General features: G+C 67.8%; 18 protein-coding genes. 5 read left to right on the forward strand and 13 right to left on the reverse strand.

The window, feature by feature from the left end; genetic code table 11:
- Positions 1 to 55 precede the first annotated feature (55 nt).
- Positions 56 to 1,438, reverse strand: coding sequence for a DUF389 domain-containing protein (locus NMQ11_RS01045; RefSeq protein ID WP_255169534.1), 1,383 nt, complete (start codon positions 1,436 to 1,438; stop codon positions 56 to 58).
- Between the two features lie 149 nt (positions 1,439 to 1,587).
- On the opposite strand from NMQ11_RS01045, the gene NMQ11_RS01050 reads away from it, so the two are divergent.
- On the forward strand, positions 1,588 to 2,577 hold the full coding sequence (locus tag NMQ11_RS01050) for an ornithine cyclodeaminase family protein (RefSeq protein ID WP_255169535.1): 990 nt from the start codon (positions 1,588 to 1,590) through the stop codon (positions 2,575 to 2,577).
- Here the strand turns inward: NMQ11_RS01050 and NMQ11_RS01055 are convergent.
- The 6 genes from NMQ11_RS01055 to NMQ11_RS01080 form a co-directional block, all read right to left on the reverse strand.
- On the reverse strand, positions 2,535 to 3,314 hold the full coding sequence (locus NMQ11_RS01055) for a YqjF family protein (RefSeq protein WP_255169536.1): 780 nt from the start codon (positions 3,312 to 3,314) through the stop codon (positions 2,535 to 2,537). The two genes, NMQ11_RS01050 and NMQ11_RS01055, sit on opposite strands and share 43 nt — an antisense overlap.
- The gene (locus NMQ11_RS01060; protein WP_255169537.1) at positions 3,311 to 3,535 is read right to left on the reverse strand and encodes a DUF7535 family protein; all 225 of its coding nucleotides are present in this window, start codon (positions 3,533 to 3,535) and stop codon (positions 3,311 to 3,313) included. Before NMQ11_RS01060 ends, NMQ11_RS01055 begins: the two co-directional genes overlap by 4 nt.
- A 111-nt stretch (positions 3,536 to 3,646) precedes the next feature.
- The gene (leuS, locus tag NMQ11_RS01065) at positions 3,647 to 6,292 is read right to left on the reverse strand and encodes a leucine--tRNA ligase (protein WP_255169538.1); all 2,646 of its coding nucleotides are present in this window, start codon (positions 6,290 to 6,292) and stop codon (positions 3,647 to 3,649) included.
- Between the two features lie 106 nt (positions 6,293 to 6,398).
- Positions 6,399 to 6,818, reverse strand: a complete 420-nt coding sequence (locus NMQ11_RS01070; RefSeq protein ID WP_255169539.1) for an Hsp20/alpha crystallin family protein — start codon at positions 6,816 to 6,818, stop codon at positions 6,399 to 6,401.
- A 61-nt stretch (positions 6,819 to 6,879) separates the two neighbouring features.
- Positions 6,880 to 7,686 carry a prephenate dehydratase gene (pheA, locus tag NMQ11_RS01075; protein WP_255169540.1) on the reverse strand — a complete coding sequence of 269 codons (807 nt, stop codon included), beginning with the start codon at positions 7,684 to 7,686 and terminating at the stop codon, positions 6,880 to 6,882.
- 133 nt (positions 7,687 to 7,819) lie between these two features.
- Positions 7,820 to 8,128 carry a non-histone chromosomal MC1 family protein gene (locus NMQ11_RS01080; RefSeq protein ID WP_255169541.1) on the reverse strand — a complete coding sequence of 103 codons (309 nt, stop codon included), beginning with the start codon at positions 8,126 to 8,128 and terminating at the stop codon, positions 7,820 to 7,822.
- 232 nt (positions 8,129 to 8,360) lie between these two features.
- Between NMQ11_RS01080 and NMQ11_RS01085 the strand changes: the two genes are divergently transcribed.
- Positions 8,361 to 8,558 carry a type I toxin-antitoxin system SymE family toxin gene (locus tag NMQ11_RS01085; protein ID WP_255169542.1) on the forward strand — a complete coding sequence of 66 codons (198 nt, stop codon included), beginning with the start codon at positions 8,361 to 8,363 and terminating at the stop codon, positions 8,556 to 8,558.
- 71 nt (positions 8,559 to 8,629) lie between these two features.
- Here the strand turns inward: NMQ11_RS01085 and NMQ11_RS01090 are convergent, their stop codons facing one another.
- The 3 genes from NMQ11_RS01090 to pheS all read right to left on the reverse strand — a co-directional run bounded on the left by NMQ11_RS01090 (position 8,630) and on the right by pheS (position 12,493).
- Positions 8,630 to 9,061: a universal stress protein gene (locus NMQ11_RS01090; RefSeq protein WP_255169543.1), complete on the reverse strand. Its 432-nt coding sequence runs from the start codon at positions 9,059 to 9,061 to the stop codon at positions 8,630 to 8,632.
- 139 nt (positions 9,062 to 9,200) lie between these two features.
- Complete coding sequence (gene pheT, locus NMQ11_RS01095; RefSeq protein WP_255169544.1) at positions 9,201 to 10,979, reverse strand: phenylalanine--tRNA ligase subunit beta; 1,779 nt, start codon at positions 10,977 to 10,979, stop codon at positions 9,201 to 9,203.
- Entirely contained in the window at positions 10,979 to 12,493 is a 1,515-nt protein-coding gene (gene pheS / locus NMQ11_RS01100; RefSeq protein WP_255169545.1) for a phenylalanine--tRNA ligase subunit alpha, read from the reverse strand. The genes pheT and pheS overlap by 1 nt, the downstream gene beginning before the upstream one ends.
- Before the next feature lie 382 nt (positions 12,494 to 12,875).
- Here pheS and NMQ11_RS01105 point away from each other — a divergent pair, with 382 nt between their 5' ends.
- Positions 12,876 to 13,400 (forward strand): DUF5518 domain-containing protein, encoded by a 525-nt coding sequence (locus NMQ11_RS01105; RefSeq protein WP_255169546.1) that lies wholly within the window; start codon positions 12,876 to 12,878, stop codon positions 13,398 to 13,400.
- Here the strand turns inward: NMQ11_RS01105 and NMQ11_RS01110 are convergent, their stop codons facing one another.
- Positions 13,401 to 14,963, reverse strand: coding sequence for a tryptophan--tRNA ligase (locus NMQ11_RS01110; protein ID WP_255169547.1), 1,563 nt, complete (start codon positions 14,961 to 14,963; stop codon positions 13,401 to 13,403).
- Between the two features lie 108 nt (positions 14,964 to 15,071).
- Between NMQ11_RS01110 and NMQ11_RS01115 the strand changes: the two genes are divergently transcribed.
- Positions 15,072 to 15,998, forward strand: coding sequence for an ornithine cyclodeaminase family protein (locus tag NMQ11_RS01115; protein WP_255169548.1), 927 nt, complete (start codon positions 15,072 to 15,074; stop codon positions 15,996 to 15,998).
- A gap of 21 nt (positions 15,999 to 16,019) precedes the next feature.
- On the opposite strand, the gene endA is transcribed toward NMQ11_RS01115, so the two are convergent.
- Both endA and NMQ11_RS01125 read right to left on the reverse strand, forming a co-directional pair.
- The gene (gene endA / locus NMQ11_RS01120; RefSeq protein WP_255169549.1) at positions 16,020 to 17,066 is read right to left on the reverse strand and encodes a tRNA-intron lyase; all 1,047 of its coding nucleotides are present in this window, start codon (positions 17,064 to 17,066) and stop codon (positions 16,020 to 16,022) included.
- A 46-nt stretch (positions 17,067 to 17,112) separates the two neighbouring features.
- Positions 17,113 to 17,874, reverse strand: a complete 762-nt coding sequence (locus NMQ11_RS01125; protein ID WP_255169550.1) for an endonuclease NucS — start codon at positions 17,872 to 17,874, stop codon at positions 17,113 to 17,115.
- Positions 17,875 to 17,986: 112 nt separating this feature from the next.
- Between NMQ11_RS01125 and NMQ11_RS01130 the strand changes: the two genes are divergently transcribed.
- Positions 17,987 to 18,580 (forward strand): DJ-1/PfpI family protein, encoded by a 594-nt coding sequence (locus tag NMQ11_RS01130; protein ID WP_255169551.1) that lies wholly within the window; start codon positions 17,987 to 17,989, stop codon positions 18,578 to 18,580.
- The last annotated feature ends 49 nt before the right edge of the window (positions 18,581 to 18,629 follow it).

An 18,629-nucleotide genomic window follows, 5' to 3' on the forward strand; every position in this document is an offset into this window, starting at 1 on the left:
CCGCGCTCTCCGGTGGTGTGTCTCGAGATCCAGACTGCGCCGCCGTCCGGTCTCGCTACCGAACGGCGACGAGCGACGCCGTCGCCCCGTCAGCGGTCGTCTCGAGAGTCACTCGGCCGTCCGCGACCTCCGCTTCCTCGCCCCGGTCGCCGTCGGACTGGAGGTAGTCGACGAACTGGACCTCGACGATGACCTCCTCGCCGGTTTCGTCGACAACCCGATCCCGCAGATCGTTCTCGAGGCCGTGGTACTCCTCGTCGGCTGGTTTGGCGACCGTGACGGTCACGATCTGGTCGTCGTCGAAGATCCCGCGGCTGGTGTACTCCGAGGAGACCGACACCAGTTCGAGCTCCTCGTACTGTGGATCCTCGAGGGCGGCTTCGATCTCGGCCTGGGCCGTGTTCTGAAACGTGAGGTGCTGTGCGGTCGCGAAGACGGTGAGGACGACGACGACGACGAACACGCCGGCGACGAAGGCGTACGCGCCCGTCTGGATGGACAGCGAGAGGTCGTCGCGCACCGAGTCGAGCAGCGCCGTCCGGTAGCCGAGCGCGTAGAACCCGACGTAGGCGGTGAGGTTGACCGCGACGACGTTGACGAGCAACAGGACCAGAGCGCCGAGGGCGATCTGGGGGCGGGCCCAGGCGAGCCCGATCGCGGAGGTCGCGACCGACGGGACGATCGCCGCCGCGACCGCGACGCCGGCGACGGCCGTCGAGAGGTCCTCCGCGAGCGCGAGCGTTCCGGCCGCCCCCGCACAGATCGCGATGGTGATCGCGAGCACGTTCGGCGTCTGGAAGAGCCCGATCTGTTCGATGCGGGCGACGACGATCGAGGGCGGCACCGTTCCGGTGTACTGGACGAGCAGCGAGACGCCGAGCGCGCTGACGAACGCCGACGACAGCCCGATGACCTGCGTGACGAGGCTGTCGACGAACATCTCGTCGTCGTCGACGACCGCGCCGACGCTGGCGGCCATCAGCGAGCCGACGAACGGGGCGATCACCATCGCCCCGACGATCACGATCGCCGAGTTCAACAGCAGTCCGGCGGTGGCGACCGCGCCGGCGAGCGCCGCGAACGCCGTGTAGGAGACCCTGCCCGGTTTGAGGTCTTTCACCTTCGCGCGGAGTTCGCGGTGGGTGATCCCCCGTCGATTCCGCGGCCCCTCGGCGAACCGGCCGGAGATCTCGTCGGCTTCGACGCCGATCGCCCCTTCCATGTTGACCATCCCGACGTAGGTTTCCTCGTCGAGACCCTGCTCCCGGAGCTCTCGTAACACGCCGTCGACGGCGCCGGTCGGCACCGGAACGTACGCGATCGCGCCACCCTGTCTCCCCGATTCGTCGACGAGAAAACACTCGAGGCCGAGCGACTCACAGCTCTCGAGGACGTCCTCGCGGCGGTCTTCGTCGACGTACAGTTGTAGTAACCGCATTCGGACGGTCCCGGTTCCACGGCGCAGGTTAAATCGGTGTGGTTTGCGGACGTGTCGGGGGCGGTTCTCCGCTCGATGCAGGGGATAGACCGCCCCGGGAGGCCGCGAGAAACAGATAAACTAAGTAGCGACCCGCAAAACTCGCGGCTATGCAAACGTTACTTCTCGACAGCGGGGACGTCGACGCGAACGCCGAAATGGCAGACGTCGTGCGAGCGGTCGAAGACGCCTTCGCCGCCTACGAGCGCGGCGACGCGCAGATGCCGGCCAAGTCCTATATCGACCTGCCGCAGTACAACGGCGACTTCCGGTCGATGCCGGCGTACCTCGACGCCGGCGACTGGGACGCCGCCGGGTTGAAGTGGGTTAACGTCCACCCGGACAACCCCCGCGAGCACGACCTGCCGACCGTGATGGGGACGATGATCTACTCCGACCCCGAGACGGCGTTCCCGCTCGCGGTGATGGACGGCACCGAACTCACGATGAAGCGAACCGGTGCCGCCGCGGCCGTCGCCACCGACTACCTCGCCGTCGAGGGCGCGACCAGCCTCGGCATCGTCGGCGCGGGCGTCCAGTCGTACACCCAGCTCGACGCGATCAGCGAGATCCGTCCGATCGAAGAGGTCGTCGTGAGCGACCTCGACGACGAGCGCGTCCAGCGGTTCATCGACGCCTACGGCGACGAGTTCGACGTCCGCGCGGGTTCGATCTCCGAAGCGGGCCACTGTGACGTGCTCTCGACGGTGACTCCGGTCAAAGAGCCGATCGTCTCACTCGAGGACGTGGCCGATCACACCCACGTCAACGCCATGGGTGCCGACGCCGAGGGGAAACACGAACTCGCCGACGCCCTCCTGAAGGCGGCGACGATCGTCATCGACGACCACGAGCAGTGTACCCACTCCGGCGAGGTGAACGTTCCCTACAACGAGGGCGTGCTGACGGACGACGACATCTACGGCGAGATCGGCCAGATCGTCGTCGGCGAGAAGGCGGGTCGCACCGCCGAGACGGGAATCTCGATCTTCGACTCGACCGGCCTCGCGATCCAGGACGTCGCCGCGGCCCACGTCGTCTACAGCTACGCGAGCGATCACGACAACGGCTCGCCCTTCGACCTCCTCGGCCTCGAGTAACCCTCGCGCTCGAGACAGAGCGGGCGGACGAGCGAGCCCGTGAGCTCGAGTCGGCCGCAGAACTGCGCCCGGGGCCCTGCCGTCGGCTCCGGCAACCCGACCGCCTCGAACACGTCGTTCTCCTCGATTTCTACGGTCGCGGGGCGCAGCGGCCAGGGTTCGTGGGCGATCTCGCCGGCCAGCACGCGGGCGCCCCGCCGCGAGAGGAACTGTCGTCGCTCGACTAGCCAGTGTTCCAGCGAGCCGGGGTCGGCGCGGGCGGCCGGTCCGGCGGGCTCGTAGGTCGCGACGAACCGCCCGGTGCCGTCCGCTCCCGCACTCGAGAATCGGACCCGGTCGCCGGCCGCCTCGACGTGCTGGTGGGCGTGCCGGCAGTCGACGCCGGCCACGCCCCGGCCGAGCGCGGCGACCCACGGACTGGCGACGTCGATCCGCAGGAAGTACAGCCCGGAGATCCCGTCGGCGCTGACGTACGTTCGCACGTTGAGCTCCGGTCCCGTCCAGCGGGCCGCCCGCGGCGATCCACGGAGGCCGGCTCGAGCGAGGACGAACGGGACGAGGCTGACCCACGCCGAGCCGTCGCGGGTCTGGACGTCGAACTCGTCGGGGACCAGCCGCCGGACGGCGTCCGGTTCGAACGGCCAGTGGAGGAACGCCCCGTCGAGCCACGTCATCGAGAGCGGGTGTGGCAGCCCCGAGAGGGCGTCGCCGACTCGACACTCGAGGGTCCCGCTCATTCCGATCCGCCGCTGAGGCGGTCGAGCAGTCGAACGATCAGCCACAGTGCGATCGCGACCGGCAGGAGCGGCAGGAGCAACACGAGCAACCCGAGAAAGATCCCCCAGCCGATGACGTCCATCTCCGGGTTGACCCGGCCGCCGTACGGCGGCGTAACCGTCCGGAGCGCCTCCCTGGGGATCGATTCGTCCTCCTCTCCTGCCGTCTCCGCGCGGCTCATGGGGTCCGTACGACGGGTACGAGAATAAAGTGGGCGTCTGCTGGTACCACGCGTGACGGTCACGAAACCGTTGCTTCGATCGGAGGGTACCGCCAGCGGAGGTAGCCGCGATCAGTCCTCGATCTCGATCGCGGGCCGACCGGGCGCCGCGTTCTTCAGCACGCTCTCGTCGACCCCGTCGGCGCGAACGACGCTGACGGGCGCGTCGAACTCCCGCTCGAGCAGCCAGGCGGCGGCCTCGAGGGCCTCGTGTTCCGCCTCGGGCGGGAGCGACCGGGTCAGCGCCTCCCGTTCGGCCTGCAGATCCTGGCCGTAGCTCGCGGCGGCGTCGCCCTGCTCGCGGATGTGCGACTCCCCCATCAGCTCGCCGATCAGGTTCGGCGCGTCGCTCTCGAGTGCGATCTCGAGGGCGTCGTACTTCCAGTCGGGGGCGACGACGACGTCGATTCCTTTCGGATCGTCGATGCCGGCGACGTCGACGATCTGGCGGACGTCCTCGCGGGTGTTCTCGACCAGCTTGCGGCGCTTCTCGACGAACTCGCGGTCGGCCTCGGCGGCCGGCCAGTCGGCGTCGACGACGAACCCCTCGCCGCCGAGGTCGTCGTACAGCTCCTCGGCGATGTGGGGCGCGACGGGCGCGAGCAGGCGGACGACGGCAGAGAGGCCGCGCTCGAACGTCTCCGGCCGTGGATCGGTGTAGTCGGCGTAGCTCCGAAGGGTGCCGACCAGCTCCTGGACCTCCCGCAGGGCGTCGTTGAACCGCAGGTCGTCGTACTCGTCGGTGGCGATGGCGACCGTCGCGTCGATCTCGCTCTCGACGTACGCGGCCACGGCGTCCTCCCCGCCGGGTTCGAACGACCCGATCAGGTTCGCGAGCCGTGTCAGGAAGGCGTGGGTCGAACGAACCCCGTCCTCGCTCCAGTCGAAGGCCTTGTCCGGCTGTGCGGCCTGCATCATGAACAGCCGAGCGGTGTCCGCACCGTACTCCTCGACGATCCGCTGGGGAGAGACGACGTTCCCCACCGACTTCGACATCTTCTCGCCCTCGAGCTGGACCATCCCGTGGGCGAGCAAGTTCTCGAACGGCTCGCGGTGTGCGAGACCCTCGTGGTCGGCCAGCACCTTCGTGAAGAATCGCGAGTACAGCAGGTGCATCACGGCGTGTTCGATGCCGCCGACGTACTGGTCGACGGGCATCCACTCGTTCGCCCGCTCCGTGTCGAAGGGCGCCTCCTCGAGGTCCGGCGAGACGTACCGCAGGAAGTACCACGAGGAGTCGACGAAGGTGTCCATCGTGTCGGTCTCCCGCTCTGCGGGGCCGCCGCAGTCCGGACAGCTGGTTTCCTTCCACTCCTCGGCGGCGTCGAGCGGGTTGCCGGTCGTGTTGATGAACTCGGGTAGCTCGACGGGCAGGTCCTCGGCGGGCACCACGACGGGACCGCACTCCTCGCAGTGAACCACTGGAATCGGCGTCCCCCAGTAGCGCTGGCGGGAGATCCCCCAGTCGCGCAGCTGGTACTGGGTGGTCCACTCGGCGCTCTCGATGTCGTCGGTGAGTCGCTCGCGGGCGACCTCGCTCTCGAGACCGGAGTACTCACCCGAGTTCACGAGCACGCCGTCGTCGGTGTACGCCCCCTCGCTTACGTCCGGCGCTTCGGGGATCGACTCGCCGTCCCACTCCTCTGGTTCGGGTGCGACGACGGGGGTGATGTCGACGCTCGTCTTGGAGGCGAAGGCGTGGTCGCGGTCGTCGTGGCCGGGAACGCCCATCAGCGCGCCCGTGCCGACGTCCGAGAGGACGAAGTCGGCGACGAAAACGGGGATCTCCTCGCCCGTCGCGGGGTTGGTCGCGGTCAGGTCGGTCGCGACGCCGTTTGGCTCGTCGCCGTCGGGGTCGGCCTCCTCCGCGACGAAGTGGCTGACGTCCTCGTCTTCTTCGGCCAGTGCCTCGCTGATCGGGTGATCCGGCGCGAGCGCGAAGAAGGTCGCGCCGTAGATGGTATCGACGCGGGTGGTGAACGCCCTGACGGAGCCGTGACCCGAGATCGAAAAGTCGAGTTCGGTCCCCTCCTGGCGGCCGATCCAGTTGCGCTGCATCTGGCGCACCGAGTTGGGCCATCCCCCCAGGTCGTCGATGGCCTCGAGCAGTTCGTCTGCGTATTCGGTGATCCGCAGGAACCACTGCTCGAGTTCGCGCTGTTCGACCGGCGTATCGCAGCGCCAGCAGAGTTCGGCCTCGCCCTCTACTTGCTCGTCGGCCAGAACGGTCTCGCAGTGGGGACACCAGTTGACCTCGGCGTCGCGGCGTTCGACCAGCCCCTCCTCGTGGAAGCGGGCGAACAGCCACTGGTTCCACCGGTAGTACTCCGGGGTGCAGGTGGCGATTTCGCGCTCCCAGTCGTAGCCAAAGCCCATCGACTCCATCTGGCCGCGCATCGTCTCGATGCAGTCGAACGTCCAGTCCCGCGGGTTGGTGTCGCGCTCTTTGGCGGCGTTCTCGGCCGGGAGGCCGAAGGCGTCCCACCCCATCGGGTGGAGGACTTCGTCGCCGCACATTCGCCGGTAGCGGGCGTAGGCGTCCGTGATCGTGTAGTTCCTGACGTGGCCCATGTGGAGTTTGCCCGACGGGTACGGGTACATCCCGAGGACGTACGTCGGATCCTCGGCGTCGTCGGGCGTCCGGTAGACTCCCGCCTCGTCCCAGGCTTCCTGCCACCGTCGTTCGACCGCCGCGTGGTCGTATCCCGTCTCACTCATTATATACTGTCCCTGGACGGGACGCGCCCGTATAGCTTTCTATACATCTATCACCGAGCGCGCCGATCCGCCCGGCGGGGCGCTCGAAAAAACGGATCGTCGTGACTCACTCGATGTCGATTCGTCTCGAGTCGTCGAGCCCCTCGACTTTCGGCAGCGTCACCGTCAGCACGCCGTTGTTGTACTGGGCCGTCACGCCCTCCTCGTCGACCGGCTCCGGCAGGCGCAGCCGTCGGCTCACCGATCGGTGGCTGCGCTCGCGCCGGACGTACTCGCGGTCCTCGTCGAGGCTCTCCTCGGTTCGGTCCGCCTCGAGTTTCAACGTCCCCTCCGCCAGCGTGAGGTCGATCTCCTCGGTTTCGTACCCCGGGAGGTCGGCGGTGACGACGTACTCGTCGCCGGCGTCGGCGACATCGACGGCGACCGATCCCGTCGGCGGGAAGCCGCCCGTCCCCATTCCTTCCTCTACCTGGCGGCCGAGGCGGTCGAGCATCTCCTCGAGTTCGTCGAACGGATTTCGTCGCATATCGCCCGCTACGCACTCGAGCGAGATAAAATCTGCCCGGCAGGAGACGACAGAACGCCGATCACTCGACGACGTGTTCGGTGTCGTACGAGCCCAGTCGCCGCACCCACCCCAGCTCTGCGATCGACTCGAGGTCGGCGATGGCGTTCCGGGTTCGCTCCTCGTAGAGGCCGGCGGCGACGTCGATGTGGAAGACGTAGTCGCCGAGGCGCTCGCCGCTGGGGCGTGACTCGACGCGAGTCAGGTTGATGTCCCGCTCGGCGAACGGCTCGAGCAACTCGAGCAGCAGGCCGGGGTAGTTCGCGTCGGGGTAGACGATGAGTGAGGTCTTCCCGCCGGCTTCCGAGCGCTCCTCGACGGGCGCCAGCACGAAAAAGCGCGTGGCGTTCGACGTCTGGTCCTGGATGTCCGCCGCCAGCACCTCGAGGTCGTCGCCCGCGTTGCCGGGGTGGCCGATCCCCGCGACGGTGGGATCCTCGCGGGCGCGCTCGACGCCGCGGGCCGTGCTCGTAACCGCCTCGAGGCTGGCGTCGGGGTACTCGCTCTCGAGGTAGCTGCGACACTGTGCGAGCGCCTGGGAGTGGCTGGCGACCGTCTCTACCTCGGGGCGCTGGGCGAGCAGCGCGTGTCTGATCGGGGTGACGATCTCCTTGACGACGGCGACGTCGTACTCGGCGACGGCGTCGAGACTCTCGGTGACGCTTCCTTCGATGCTGTTTTCGACGGGGACGATCCCGCGGTCGTACTCGCCGGAGGCGACGGCGGCGACGATCTCGGTCACCGACTGTCGGAACTCGATCTCGTCGGCTACCGCGCGACTCGCCCGGTGTGAGTACGTGCCCGTGGGACCGAGCGTGACTGCGATCATGGCACCCTGTAGAACCCTCTCGCGGAAAAACGCGTCGAGAGCAGCGAGGGGGCGCGTCGGCTCCGCTGGTGGAAACGAGGTCCCGGCACAGACGCTGCTACTGCTGGCGCAGAAAACGTCGCTCGGCGACGGTTCACTCGTCTAGGTGTTCGATTCCCTTCTTCGAGACGTTCGCCTCGGTGATGTCGCTCGGCATCCAGTCGGGTTTGTCGTCCGGCGCGGTCTCCTCCCAGGCCCAGCCGTCGTAGATGTGGACCTTCTGGGTTCCCTTCTCGCGGAGTCGCAGTTCGACGCGGTCGGCCGCATCCTCGCTGGAACCGGGCTCGAGGCGCCGAGCCGCCTTCAGCGCTGCCTGTCGGGGCGTGTTCCCCGAGAAGACGCTCGACTCGTCACCGTTCGATTCGCGCAGTGCGAAGTTTCGCTTACCATCTTCACGTACCATGATTTTCGCCCTCCATGCCAATTCAGCACATAGTCCGACATAAAGATATCCCCCAAAACCGACCGACTGCGTCGGTATCTTTAAGTGGGTTCGTCACACCATCTCATGGACGCAGTCGTCGGTAGACACCGTTTCCGATCCGATCCCTTCTTCGTGGGAGTAACCCTCACGGCTTGTGACGTAGAAAACACTTAAGTATATCCTACGGCGAAGGTCGTGGTAGAATCCCGCGATGGTACGGAAAAAGAAGTTGAGTCCAAGCGGTGCGAAAGACGAAGACGGTAACTACCACAACGTCCACCTCAACCTCCACGAGGACGAACTGGAAGTCGCGGGTATGGATATCGGCGACGAAGTCTTCGTCCGCGTCCGGGATGGCAAAATCATCATCCAGAAAGCCGACAAAGAGGAAGTCGAACACGAATTCTAACACCACCTCTGTTCCGGCGCACCCGCAGTGCAGTTCGCGGTCGCGCCGGGACATCGACACAGCAGACCGTCTCACTCGGCGAGCGTCGACACTACCGGGCACTCCGCGTTGAGCACCACCGACTGGGCGACGCTTCCGAACACGGCCTTTCCCGCGGGCGACCGCCGGCGGGGGCTGACGACGAGATAGCGAGCGTTCGTGTCGTCGGCGTACTCGACGATCCGAGACGCCGGGTCCCCCATCAACCCGACCGTTTCGACCGGCACCGCGAGCGTCCGATCGCCGACCGCCTCGTCGGCGAACTCGCGGGCGACCGCCCGGACCCGTTTCATATCGATCGACTCGCCGCTCTCGACCGACGTCTGTCCGAGATCGACGAACTCCGACCGGGTAAGCACGTGAATCACGTGGAGGTCGTCGCCGAACGCCTCGGCGAGTCGTTCTGCCTCGCGGACGACGTCGTGTGTGCGCTCGGATCTATCGACGGCAGCGACGATTGTCATACTTCACCGTACACTGCCCGTTCATTTTACTATTCGGTATGAATTATAGTCACGACCCCTGGTCGACGTCGACGCGCCGCCGAACGGTCGCCCACCGAGTCGCGACGCGCTCACGTCGCCAGTAAAAACTGCTCGCGCGCTATCGAAGTGCTCCGAGGTCGAACTCGAACGCCGCCACGGGTACCTCGAGGTCGTGCTCGACGAGCACTTCAGGGTGGACCTCGCCGATGACGCCCACTTTTTCGCCGTCGATGACGATCGCCGCCGTTCGACCCGGAATGAACGTCGGGTGCTCCGTGGGGGGCGTCTCGAGGTCGACGCCGAAGTTCCGGGCGATCGCCTGGAGTCGCGCTTTGGCGTCCTCGTAAGCGGCGTCGTGGCTCGCGAGGGCCGCCGAGACGTGGCGGCTCTCGCCGACGCCGGTGTTCTCCGTGTCGTCGACGCGCGCCGAGAACCCGATCTCCGCGAGGTGCTGCGGATAGGCGCGGTGGGTGTTTCGCTCGAGAACCATCAACAGCGAGGGAAGCACCCAGGTTCGCAGCATCGTGTAGTCCTCGCTGTAGGGCTCTTTGATGACCGCCGGCTCGCCGGCGCCGTAGGCGCCCTCGTCCGGAGAGAGCCCCATCCGGTCGAAGTTCTCGGTTTCGTTGATCATGTGGAAGTTCAGCATGTCCTCGAAGCCGAGTCCGACGAGCGCCGTGCGCGCAGCGTCCTCGAGGCGGCTGCGCTCGTGGCGGCCGCCGACGGTGCCGACGTCGGGGTAGCGCGGCTCGAGGTCGTTGAAGCCGTAGGCCCGCCCGAGGTCGTCGATCAGGTCGAGCGGATGGAGCACGTCGACGCGGTAGGGCGGGATCGTCATCTCGTAGGTCGCGCCGCCGTCGTCCGCTTCGACGGTTTCCGCGTCGAGCCCCGATCGCTCGGCGAGGTCGACGACCTCTTCGGGATCGAAGTCCACTCCGAGCAGCGTCTCGATGCGGTCGTGGCTCACGATCTTGGTTTTCGTCGAGAGGTCCGGTCGAACGAGTTCACGCTCGCCGGCCCTGCTGTCGGGGTACTCGACCGTCACCTCCTCGATCGTCGCTCCGCGCGCGGAGAGCGCGTAGCAGACGATGGTGAGCATCTTGTCGATCGTCCACTGGTCGGTGCCGGTCATCTCGACGAACAGGTCCCGCGAGTCCGTCGTTACTTCGGTGCGGCGGCCGTTGATCACCGGCGGGAACGAGAACAGCCCGAGGTCGTCGTAAATCGCCGGGTAGCGCTCGTACTCGCCCACGAGGTCGGCGTACGTCTTGCCGGTCTGGTGTTCCTCGAGCACCGCCGCCGGCGTCAGCTCCGAATCCGAGTCGAGCGGGACGAACCGGTCTCCGTCGGGTTCGACGCCGACGTACTCGATGGTGGGGGTCCCCTCCGTCGCGGGGCTCGCTCGCGGCTCGTCGCCGCTCGCGTTTTCCGATGCGCGTAGCGCATCGCGCCCCTTCAACATCGTCAGGTCGTGAATCCCGATCGCGCCCTTCGCGCGCTTTCGGCCCATCGTCGCGTGCAGCTTCTCCTGGAGCTGGATCAACGAGTCGAGACTCTCCTCGTCGAGGTCGACGTCGCGGATCACCGCGCCGGTGACGTAGGGGCGCTCGTCGGGCACCGAGTCGTCGACGACGATCGTCCAGTCGGGGGCGTTCGTCTTCGGGACGTACACCCCGCGCGAATCGCCGTACTGGTAGCGAAGCGAGCGGGCGACGCCCTCGACCGAGAGCCGATCGAGGCGATCGGGAGCGAACTCGAGTTCGAACTCGCCGTCTTCCGTCTCCCCTTCGTACTCGAGGCCGAGCGCGAACAGGTCGTCGATCAGTTCGTCGTCGCCCTTCTCGTCGTGGCCGGTCAGTTCGCGCAGTTCGTCGGGGTGGATGTCGACGGTTGGCATCAGTAGGTCACCTCCGTTTCCCGCAGCAGTTCGAGGTCGCAGAGCGTGCCGTGGATGTCGCGGATGTCCTCGAAGCCGTACATCAGCATGAGCAGCCGCTCTAAGGCGAGTCCCCAGGCCATCACGTCGCACTCTACCCCGAGGGGCTCGAGCATCTCCTCGCGGAAGATACCCGAGTTGCCGATCTCGACCAGTTCGCCGGTGGTCGGGTGGGTACCGAACAGCTCGAAGCTCGGCTCCGTGTAGGGGTTGTAGTGGGGTTTGAACCGAATGTCGGTGATCCCGAACTGGGCGTAGAACTCCTCGAAGGTGCCCATCAGATCCCGAACCGAGAGGTCCTCCGCCATCACCCAGCCCTCGATCTGGAAGAATTCCAGCAAGTGGGTCGGATCCAGCGTGTCGTTGCGGTACACCTTCTCGACGCTGAAGAACCGGGCGGGCGGCTCGATCTCGCCGATCTCGGTTCCCGAGAGGTACCGCGCCGACAGCGACGTCGTGTGCCCGCGCAGGGCGAGCGCCCGCGCGAACTCCTCGTCCCACGGCGAGTGGTAGCCCTCGCCGTCTTCCCCGACGCCCTCCCGGTGAGCGCGTTCGACGCGTTCGACGAGGTCCTCGGGGAGGTGGTCGATGTGGGTCGGGTTCTCGAGGGCGAACCGGTCCCAGTGGGTCCTGGCGGGGTGGTCCTGGGGCATGAACAGACAGTCGTTGATCCAGAAGTCGGCGTCGACGTGGGGACCCTCCATCTCCTGAAAGCCCATCCCGACGAGGACGTCTTTCACGCGATCTGCGGTCTGACGGAGGATGTGGACCTTTCCACCGGAAACCGACTCGGCGTCGGCCTCGACGTTGTACTCGGCGAACTCGACGTCCGCCCACTCGCCGCTCGTGAGCAGTTCGGGGGTGAGCTGGCCGACGGTTTCGGCCGTCTCGAGGCCCGCCATCAGCTCCGTCACGCCGGCGTCGGTCAGCGTCACTTCTCGGGTTGTGGCTTCTCGCCGCTCGGCGAGCCCGCGGCGCTCGAGCTGGTCGATCGTCTCCTCGTCGATTCCAGCCGCGCCCTCGCCCGCTGCGAGGGTCTCGAGTGCCGACGCCTCCGGGTCGGCCGCCGGATCGGCGTCCCGGTCGGCCGAGAGTTCGCCGCTCTCGATCGCACCGTACCCCTTCCGGGCGTAGTTCGAGAGCGCGATGTCGACCTGCGGGCCGCCGAGTCCGGAGGTGCCGATCACCCGCCCCATCGAGACGGGATCGGCGTCGGCGCCGGCCTCGAGGGCGGCCTCGTACAGCCGGACCTCCGGCAGTCCCTCAGTGGCGTACTCCTCGCCCTCCTCGGTGAGCGAGATCGTTTCGTCGACGCGCTCGTCCACGGCGACCAGGCCGGCCTCCTCGAGTTCGAACACCGCGCCCGTGACGGTCTCCGGCGGGAGGTCGGTCGCCGCAGCGAGGGCCTCGACGGACTGGGCCTCGTCCGCGCTCGCGGTCTCCATGACCGCGACCTGTGGTTGTGGCAGTTGCATTCGCTTGTTCGTAAGGCTGCGTGTCGGTCAGTTAGCGGTTCCGATACTGTCGAAGCGGTCGACGCGGACCGTCCGTTCGGCGTCGATCGCGCGGTCGGTTTCCTCCCGGTCCGGCGCGGACTCGAGACTCCACCGCACCTACACGCTAAAAAAGCCGAATCCCGAGCGCGGCTGCGGACGCTGGCGGGCAGTGCTGGCACGGTCGTGGGATTCGGATGCCATACTCGAGAGTCGCCCGGTCTCGAGAAAAACCTTGCGGGTCTTTCACACCCGCGGCGCGTCTCTCCCCGCGCGCGACGGCCGACCGCCGGGTCCCGAACCTCCGAGTGCCCTGCGTGAGACGGCAGCGAGCTACTTCCGTCCGAAGCCCGTACTCGGTGGTATGACTGCCACTGACTCAGACTCCGGGGGCGGCTCGGACACCAACGCGACCCGTCGGTGGACGGAGTCGGAAACTGACCCTCGAGACGTCCACGACGCCGAGCGGGTGCGCGACCGGCGGCCGACCGATCCCCACGCCGACGGCGACCTCGCGGGACGATCCACGCTCGTCAACGGGCTGGTCGGCGCGCTCGTCACCGTCTTGCTGGTATCGCTCGTTCCGCTGGCGCCGCTGTTCGGCGGTCTCGTCGCGGGCTACCTCGAGGGTCGGGACGTCGGCGACGGGTTGCTCGCGGGCCTCCTCTCGGGGATCGCCGCCGCGATCGCGACGGTCTTCCTGTTCGCTGCATTCGGTACCATCTTCCTCGGCTTCCTCGCGGTCGGCGGCGGGCCGCTGTTCGTCGGCGGCTTTTTCTTCCTGTTTCTGGCGTTCGCCACCGTCTACATCGTCGGGCTCGCCGCCGTCGGCGGCGCGCTCGGCGCCTACCTCAACGACGAGTTCGGCGACGACGTCGGTCGGCTCTGATCAGCCGCGTCGGGGCGACTCGAGTTCGATCTCCGCGGCCTCGAGTAGCTCCTCGACTTCTTCGCGTTTCTCCTGGTGCTCTGCCAAAAACTCCCGCATCAGCTCCGCGGCCTGCTCCTTGCAGTCGCCACAGAGGCGCTCGCCGCCGACGCACTCGTCGTACACCAGCTTCGCGAACTCGTCGTCGTCGCCCGCCAGCAGGTACGCGTAGAGTTCGTAGACGGGACACTCGTCGGCCCGGCCGCCGAGTTCGCGCTGGAGTTCGGCGGTCTCGCGGCCGCCGGTGGTCGCCGATTTGACCTTCTCGTAGCCCTCCTCGGGATCGTCGATCAGGGAGATGTGTGAGGCGGGAATCGACGAGGACATCTTCCCGCCCGTCAGCCCGGTCATGAAGCGGTGGTAGATCGACGACGGCGGGAGGAAGCCGTAGCCGCCGTACTCGAGTTCGATCTCGCGGGCGAGCTCTCGGGCCTCCTCGCGCTCGAGGTCGAAGACGTCGACGTGCTCCTCGAAGACGCGCTTCTCGCCGTCGATCGCCTCGATCAGCCCCTCGAAGGCGTCCGCGCCCGCCCGCCGGTTGAGGAACCGGGTACGGGGGCGAAGCGGCTCCATGCCGGCGTTCTCGAGTTTGTCGACCACGGACTCGAGCGCCGGCGCGTCTGGCTCTCTCGCGCCGGCGAGCCACGCCGCGGCCTCCTCACACCGGGGCGTTTCCGCCTCCTCGGCGTACTCGCCGCGAGCCTCGTAGGCGGCCGAGAGGTGGGCGAGTTCGGCGTCGGTTGCCTCGAAGCTCGCGTAGGCGGTCGTCACGCCGAAAGCGCGCATCCGCGAGGCGAGGTCTCGAGCCAGTCTGACGTGGGGGTCCTGGTCGGGACCGACGGGGATCACGGTGGGTTTGGGCTCCTCGAGCTGGGGATACAGGATGTCGGCCATCTGGGTCACCACCGACTGCATGTGTGAGACGTCGGTCTCGCCGTCGAAGCCGTAGATCGCCCCCAGTTCCGAGAAGTTCGCCTCGATGCCGAGTTCGAACGCGAGGTCCTGGACCGCGCGGTTGGTCGACTGGCGGTAGAGTTCGCCCTCCTCGGGGTCGAAGCCGAGTGCGAGCAGCGAGAGCAGGTAGTTCCGGCTGTGCTCGTCGATCTCGTCCCAGGAGAGTCCGCGGGCGGAGTGGGCCTCTAAGTCCGCGATGAGCGCGTAGGCGTCCCCGCCCTGCTGCTGGTGCCAGATAATCTCGTCGAACACCAGCTTGTGGCCGATGTGGGGGTCGCCGGTCGGCATGAACCCCGAGAGCGCGGCGAACGGTTCGCCGTCGCGCATCGCCTCCGCCACGGGTCGGTAGTCCCGGTGGCCGAAGATCACCCCGCGGCGCATCAGGTAGTGGGGGTCCGGCACCTCGGGGAGGATCTCGTCGAACTCCTCGATGCCGAACTCCTCGAACAGCTTGCGGTAGTCGGAGACGCTCGAGGACCCCCAGGGATCGAGGGCGACCTCGTCTGCGCCCGTCGCTCCCCCGTCCGTCTGCGGTTCCTCGGACCTCTCGCTCGCGTCGTCTCCGGTCATTACCCCGGATTCGCGCCCCCTCGCGCAAAAAGTTTCGCTTCCGGACCCCCGACTCACTGAAACGAGTTTCAGCGAACGGCTACGTCGGTGGCCACCGAAGGGGACGATATGAGTCCACGAGTGTACACCGACGACGACGTTCACGACCTGCTCGAGCCCGCCGACGCGGTGACGGCGATGGAGCGCGCCTTCGAAGAGCGGGCGGCGGGAACGCTCGAGGCCCCGCCGCGCTGGTCGGTCGAGGCCGGCGACGGCGCGCTCGTGTTCACCGTCGGCGCGGCGACGGGACCGACGAACGCCGTCGGCTTCCGGGTGTACGACACCTATCCCGACTCGAGCGACGATCACCACCAGCTCGTCGCCGTCTTCGACGCGAGCACGGGCGCCTTCGAGGGGCTGTTCGTCGGCCACGCGATCGGTCGGTGGCGCACGGGTGCCATCGGCGGCGTCGCCGTCGACGCCCTCGCTCGCGAGGACGCCCGCACTCTCGGCGTGCTCGGGGCCGGCAACCAGGCCCGGACGCAGGTCGAATCGGCGTGTGCGGTTCGGGAGTTCGAAACCGTCCACGTCTACAGCCCCACTCCCGAGAGCCGCGAGGCGTTCGCCAGCGAGGTCGGGCCTCGAGTCGCGCCCAACCTTGAGACCGTCGAGGACGCCGAAACTGCCGTCCGCGGGGCTGATGTTCTCATGTGTGCGACCACCAGCACCGAGCCGGTGTTCGATCCGGACTGGCTCGAGCCGGGTGCTCACGTCACCTCGATCGGGCCGAAGTTCGAGGACGCACACGAGCTACCGATGGAGGCTGTCGACGCCGCCGATATCATCGCAACCGACTCGCTCGCACAGGTCGACGGCTACGACCGGCCGTTCGTCGTTTCCGGCGCCGATCGGGACCGGATGGTCGAACTCGCCGACGTGCTCGAGGACCCGTCCCGCGGGCGGACGGCTGCCGACGACCTGACGCTGTTCTGCTCGGTCGGACTCGCCGGCACGGAGGTCGTCCTCGGAAGGGCGTTGCTCGAGGCGGCCGATTGAGGAGCAGTCGCTCGAGTCGGACTACGGCGTCAGCCGCTCGGCCGACCAGAACTCGACGGTCGCGTCGCGGTCGTCGGAGACCAGCGCGAACACCATCGTCTTCCGAACGCCGTGGGCGAGGCGCACGTCGAGTGCCAGATCGCGCGGCTCGAAGACGTGGCCCGAAGGGAGTACCCGGATCAGGAGTTCGGAGTGCCCCAGGTCTTCGACGGAGTCGACGGTCGCGTAGGTCCGAAAGTCCGCGCCGAACTTGTAGCCCGTCTTCGGGACGACGCCCGCTTCCCGCAGGTGCTCGTAGACGCACAGCCGTCGAGCGAAGCGCTCACCCTCGACGTCCCGGCCGCGGTCGAGCACTGCGTCCGGATCGAGGTCGATCGCCCCCCGCTCGGCGAGGTAGGCCGCCTCGAGCAGCGAACACTGGAGCGTCGGCTCGTCGTACTCCCGACCCTCGAGGGGCTGGCCGTAGAACGTTCGCTCGTACAGCGACCGCGGCGGCTCCCAGACGATGACGCGGTCGGCGAGCAGGTCGGCGTCGACGCCCGCCGGCAGCTCGGCCGCGCTCTCGCCGTCGACCTGTCGGCGGTCGACGTCGAAGTACGTGATCTCGCTCTCCTCGTCGACGACGGCGAGCACGCCGGAGGCGAGTTCGCCGGCCGGAAGGTCGGTCCGCTCGCCGACGACGGTCAGGGCGTACTCGAGTTCGCCGTCGCCGGGTCCCTTGCCGCGGGGGAAGACGGCGAAGTCCGTCTTGGGCGGGTCGGCGAGCCACGGTTCGGTCGCGGGCGAGAGGTAAAAGCCCCGCGAGCGCAGATCCGCGTAGACGAGAAACCGGACGCCGAAGCCCGGTTCGGGCTCGCGGGCGAGGAACTCGCGAAAGCCGAGGCGGGTGTCGCCGTCGACCACCGCCTCGAGATCGCCGCGGTAGAGCAGGTGTGCCGCCTCGACGGGGGCGAGCGCGATCTCGTTGCCCTCGAGCGGGTAGCCGTACCCCCGCGAGTCGTGATAGCGCTGGCGGGCGTCGCCGCCGACGCGAACGACGCCGTCGTCGTATCGTCCCTCGAGTTTCATACCCGTGGCTGGGCCGCGCGGCACAAAGCGCCTGCGGATCGGACGCTCAGGGTTCGGCCGCGGCGGGCGAGTCCTCGAACGCTCGCTCGCAGGTCGCGTCGAGACAGCGACTCCCTCGAGCGGTCTCGAAACTCGGGAGCCCGCAGCGACACTCGCCGTTGACGACGCCCGCAGGGAGGACGAACCCCGTCTCGCAGGCGGGGTAGTTCTCGCAGCCGGCGATGAGCCCGCCACGTCGGAGGATTCGTAACTCGCCGTCGCAGTTCGGACAGCCCCACTCCCGGTCGAACGCCTCGCGGACGGCGTCGTCCAGGGACTCACAGCGTCGGTCGAGACAGACGTGGAAGGCGAGCCCGCGCTCGACGCGCATCCGCGGTAATCCGCACTCGCACCGTTCGTCTCGGATCGTCGCATCCGTGGGGACGCCGTACCGTTCGTCGCAATCGACGCAGCTGACGCCGTTCGACCTGACGAGCGTTCCCGTACACTCCGTGCTCGCACAGTCGCCGACGGGCGTCCCGGCGGCCGTTGCGGGATAGGCGGCGAACCCGTCCTGGTCGTGAGCGGCGATTCGCAGCGTCTGAGTGTCCTTCTTCGCGACCAGAGTGAAGCCGTCCTCGCGAGCGCTCGAGACGCTGTCGGCGCGGGTGAGCCAGGCGACCGGCTGGTAGCCGTCGACGTCGTGGACGAGGACGGTGTTGTCGGGCTTGACGAGCGTCGTCACGCGCCCGCGGTACTCCTCGCGGTCCGTTCCGTCGGTGATCACGGTGCAATCGCCCGCGAGCACGCGGAGGCTGTGGTCGGCCATACGGCGGTCTGGGCGCGTCATGGTACTTAAGTTCGAGATGCATTCACCGCTGGTACCGGCGTGGTTGCAGCGGCGCGAAACACGTTTGCACGCCGCCCACCAGGTTGCACGTATGACAGCGACTACCGCAGAGATCGTTCTCTTCGAGGGGTTCGACGAACTGGACGCGATCGGCCCCTTCGAGGTGCTCGCAAACGGCGCGCGCGCCGGCGAACCGCTCGAGGTTCGGCTCGTCACGCTCGAGCCGACGGAGACGGTGACGGCGAGTCACGGGCTGCGCGTCGAACCCGACGGCACGCTCGGCGAGCCGGACCTGCTCGTCGTCCCCGGCGGCGGCTGGACGCGAGCCGACGGCGGCGTCCGCCGGGCCGTCGAGGACGGGACGCTCGCGACGCGGGTTGCCGACCTTCACGCGGACGGAACGGCGGTCGCCTCGGTCTGTACGGGTGCGATGGTGCTCGCCGAGGCCGGGATTCTCGAGGGCCGGCCGGCGATCACTCACCACGACGCGGTCGACGACCTCCGGGAGTACGCGGCGGTGGTAGACGCCCGGGTCGTCGACGACGGCGACGTCGTCACGGCCGGCGGCGTCACCTCCGGGATCGACCTCGCGCTGTGGCTCTTAGAGCGGGAGTTCGGCGCCGACGTGGCCGAACGGGTCGCCCGCGAGATGGAACACGAGCGACGCGGGGAGATCGCTCGTTGATTCGAGTGACCCGCCGGCCGCGAGCTACGGCCGAACGGCTATAGGACCG

It is taken from the genome of Natrononativus amylolyticus (assembly GCF_024362525.1).
In the GTDB taxonomy this organism is placed as follows: domain Archaea; phylum Halobacteriota; class Halobacteria; order Halobacteriales; family Natrialbaceae; genus Natrononativus; species Natrononativus amylolyticus.

Bases quoted from the DNA above. Each gene is read 5' to 3' on its own strand.
- NMQ11_RS01050 (WP_255169535.1), top strand. From the start codon at position 1,588: ATGCAAACGTTACTTCTCGACAGCGGGGACGTCGACGCGAACGCCGAA.
- pheS (WP_255169545.1), bottom strand. From the start codon at position 12,493: ATGCAACTGCCACAACCACAGGTCGCGGTCATGGAGACCGCGAGCGCG.
- NMQ11_RS01080 (WP_255169541.1), bottom strand. From the start codon at position 8,128: ATGGTACGTGAAGATGGTAAGCGAAACTTCGCACTGCGCGAATCGAAC.
- NMQ11_RS01105 (WP_255169546.1), top strand. From the start codon at position 12,876: ATGACTGCCACTGACTCAGACTCCGGGGGCGGCTCGGACACCAACGCG.
- pheT (WP_255169544.1), bottom strand. From the start codon at position 10,979: ATGCCAACCGTCGACATCCACCCCGACGAACTGCGCGAACTGACCGGC.
- NMQ11_RS01130 (WP_255169551.1), top strand. From the start codon at position 17,987: ATGACAGCGACTACCGCAGAGATCGTTCTCTTCGAGGGGTTCGACGAA.
- NMQ11_RS01070 (WP_255169539.1), bottom strand. From the start codon at position 6,818: ATGCGACGAAATCCGTTCGACGAACTCGAGGAGATGCTCGACCGCCTC.
- NMQ11_RS01045 (WP_255169534.1), bottom strand. From the start codon at position 1,438: ATGCGGTTACTACAACTGTACGTCGACGAAGACCGCCGCGAGGACGTC.
- NMQ11_RS01060 (WP_255169537.1), bottom strand. From the start codon at position 3,535: ATGAGCCGCGCGGAGACGGCAGGAGAGGAGGACGAATCGATCCCCAGG.
- NMQ11_RS01125 (WP_255169550.1), bottom strand. From the start codon at position 17,874: ATGGCCGACCACAGCCTCCGCGTGCTCGCGGGCGATTGCACCGTGATC.
- NMQ11_RS01110 (WP_255169547.1), bottom strand. From the start codon at position 14,963: ATGACCGGAGACGACGCGAGCGAGAGGTCCGAGGAACCGCAGACGGAC.
- NMQ11_RS01055 (WP_255169536.1), bottom strand. From the start codon at position 3,314: ATGAGCGGGACCCTCGAGTGTCGAGTCGGCGACGCCCTCTCGGGGCTG.
- leuS (WP_255169538.1), bottom strand. From the start codon at position 6,292: ATGAGTGAGACGGGATACGACCACGCGGCGGTCGAACGACGGTGGCAG.
- pheA (WP_255169540.1), bottom strand. From the start codon at position 7,686: ATGATCGCAGTCACGCTCGGTCCCACGGGCACGTACTCACACCGGGCG.
- endA (WP_255169549.1), bottom strand. From the start codon at position 17,066: ATGAAACTCGAGGGACGATACGACGACGGCGTCGTTCGCGTCGGCGGC.
- NMQ11_RS01085 (WP_255169542.1), top strand. From the start codon at position 8,361: ATGGTACGGAAAAAGAAGTTGAGTCCAAGCGGTGCGAAAGACGAAGAC.
- NMQ11_RS01090 (WP_255169543.1), bottom strand. From the start codon at position 9,061: ATGACAATCGTCGCTGCCGTCGATAGATCCGAGCGCACACACGACGTC.
- NMQ11_RS01115 (WP_255169548.1), top strand. From the start codon at position 15,072: ATGAGTCCACGAGTGTACACCGACGACGACGTTCACGACCTGCTCGAG.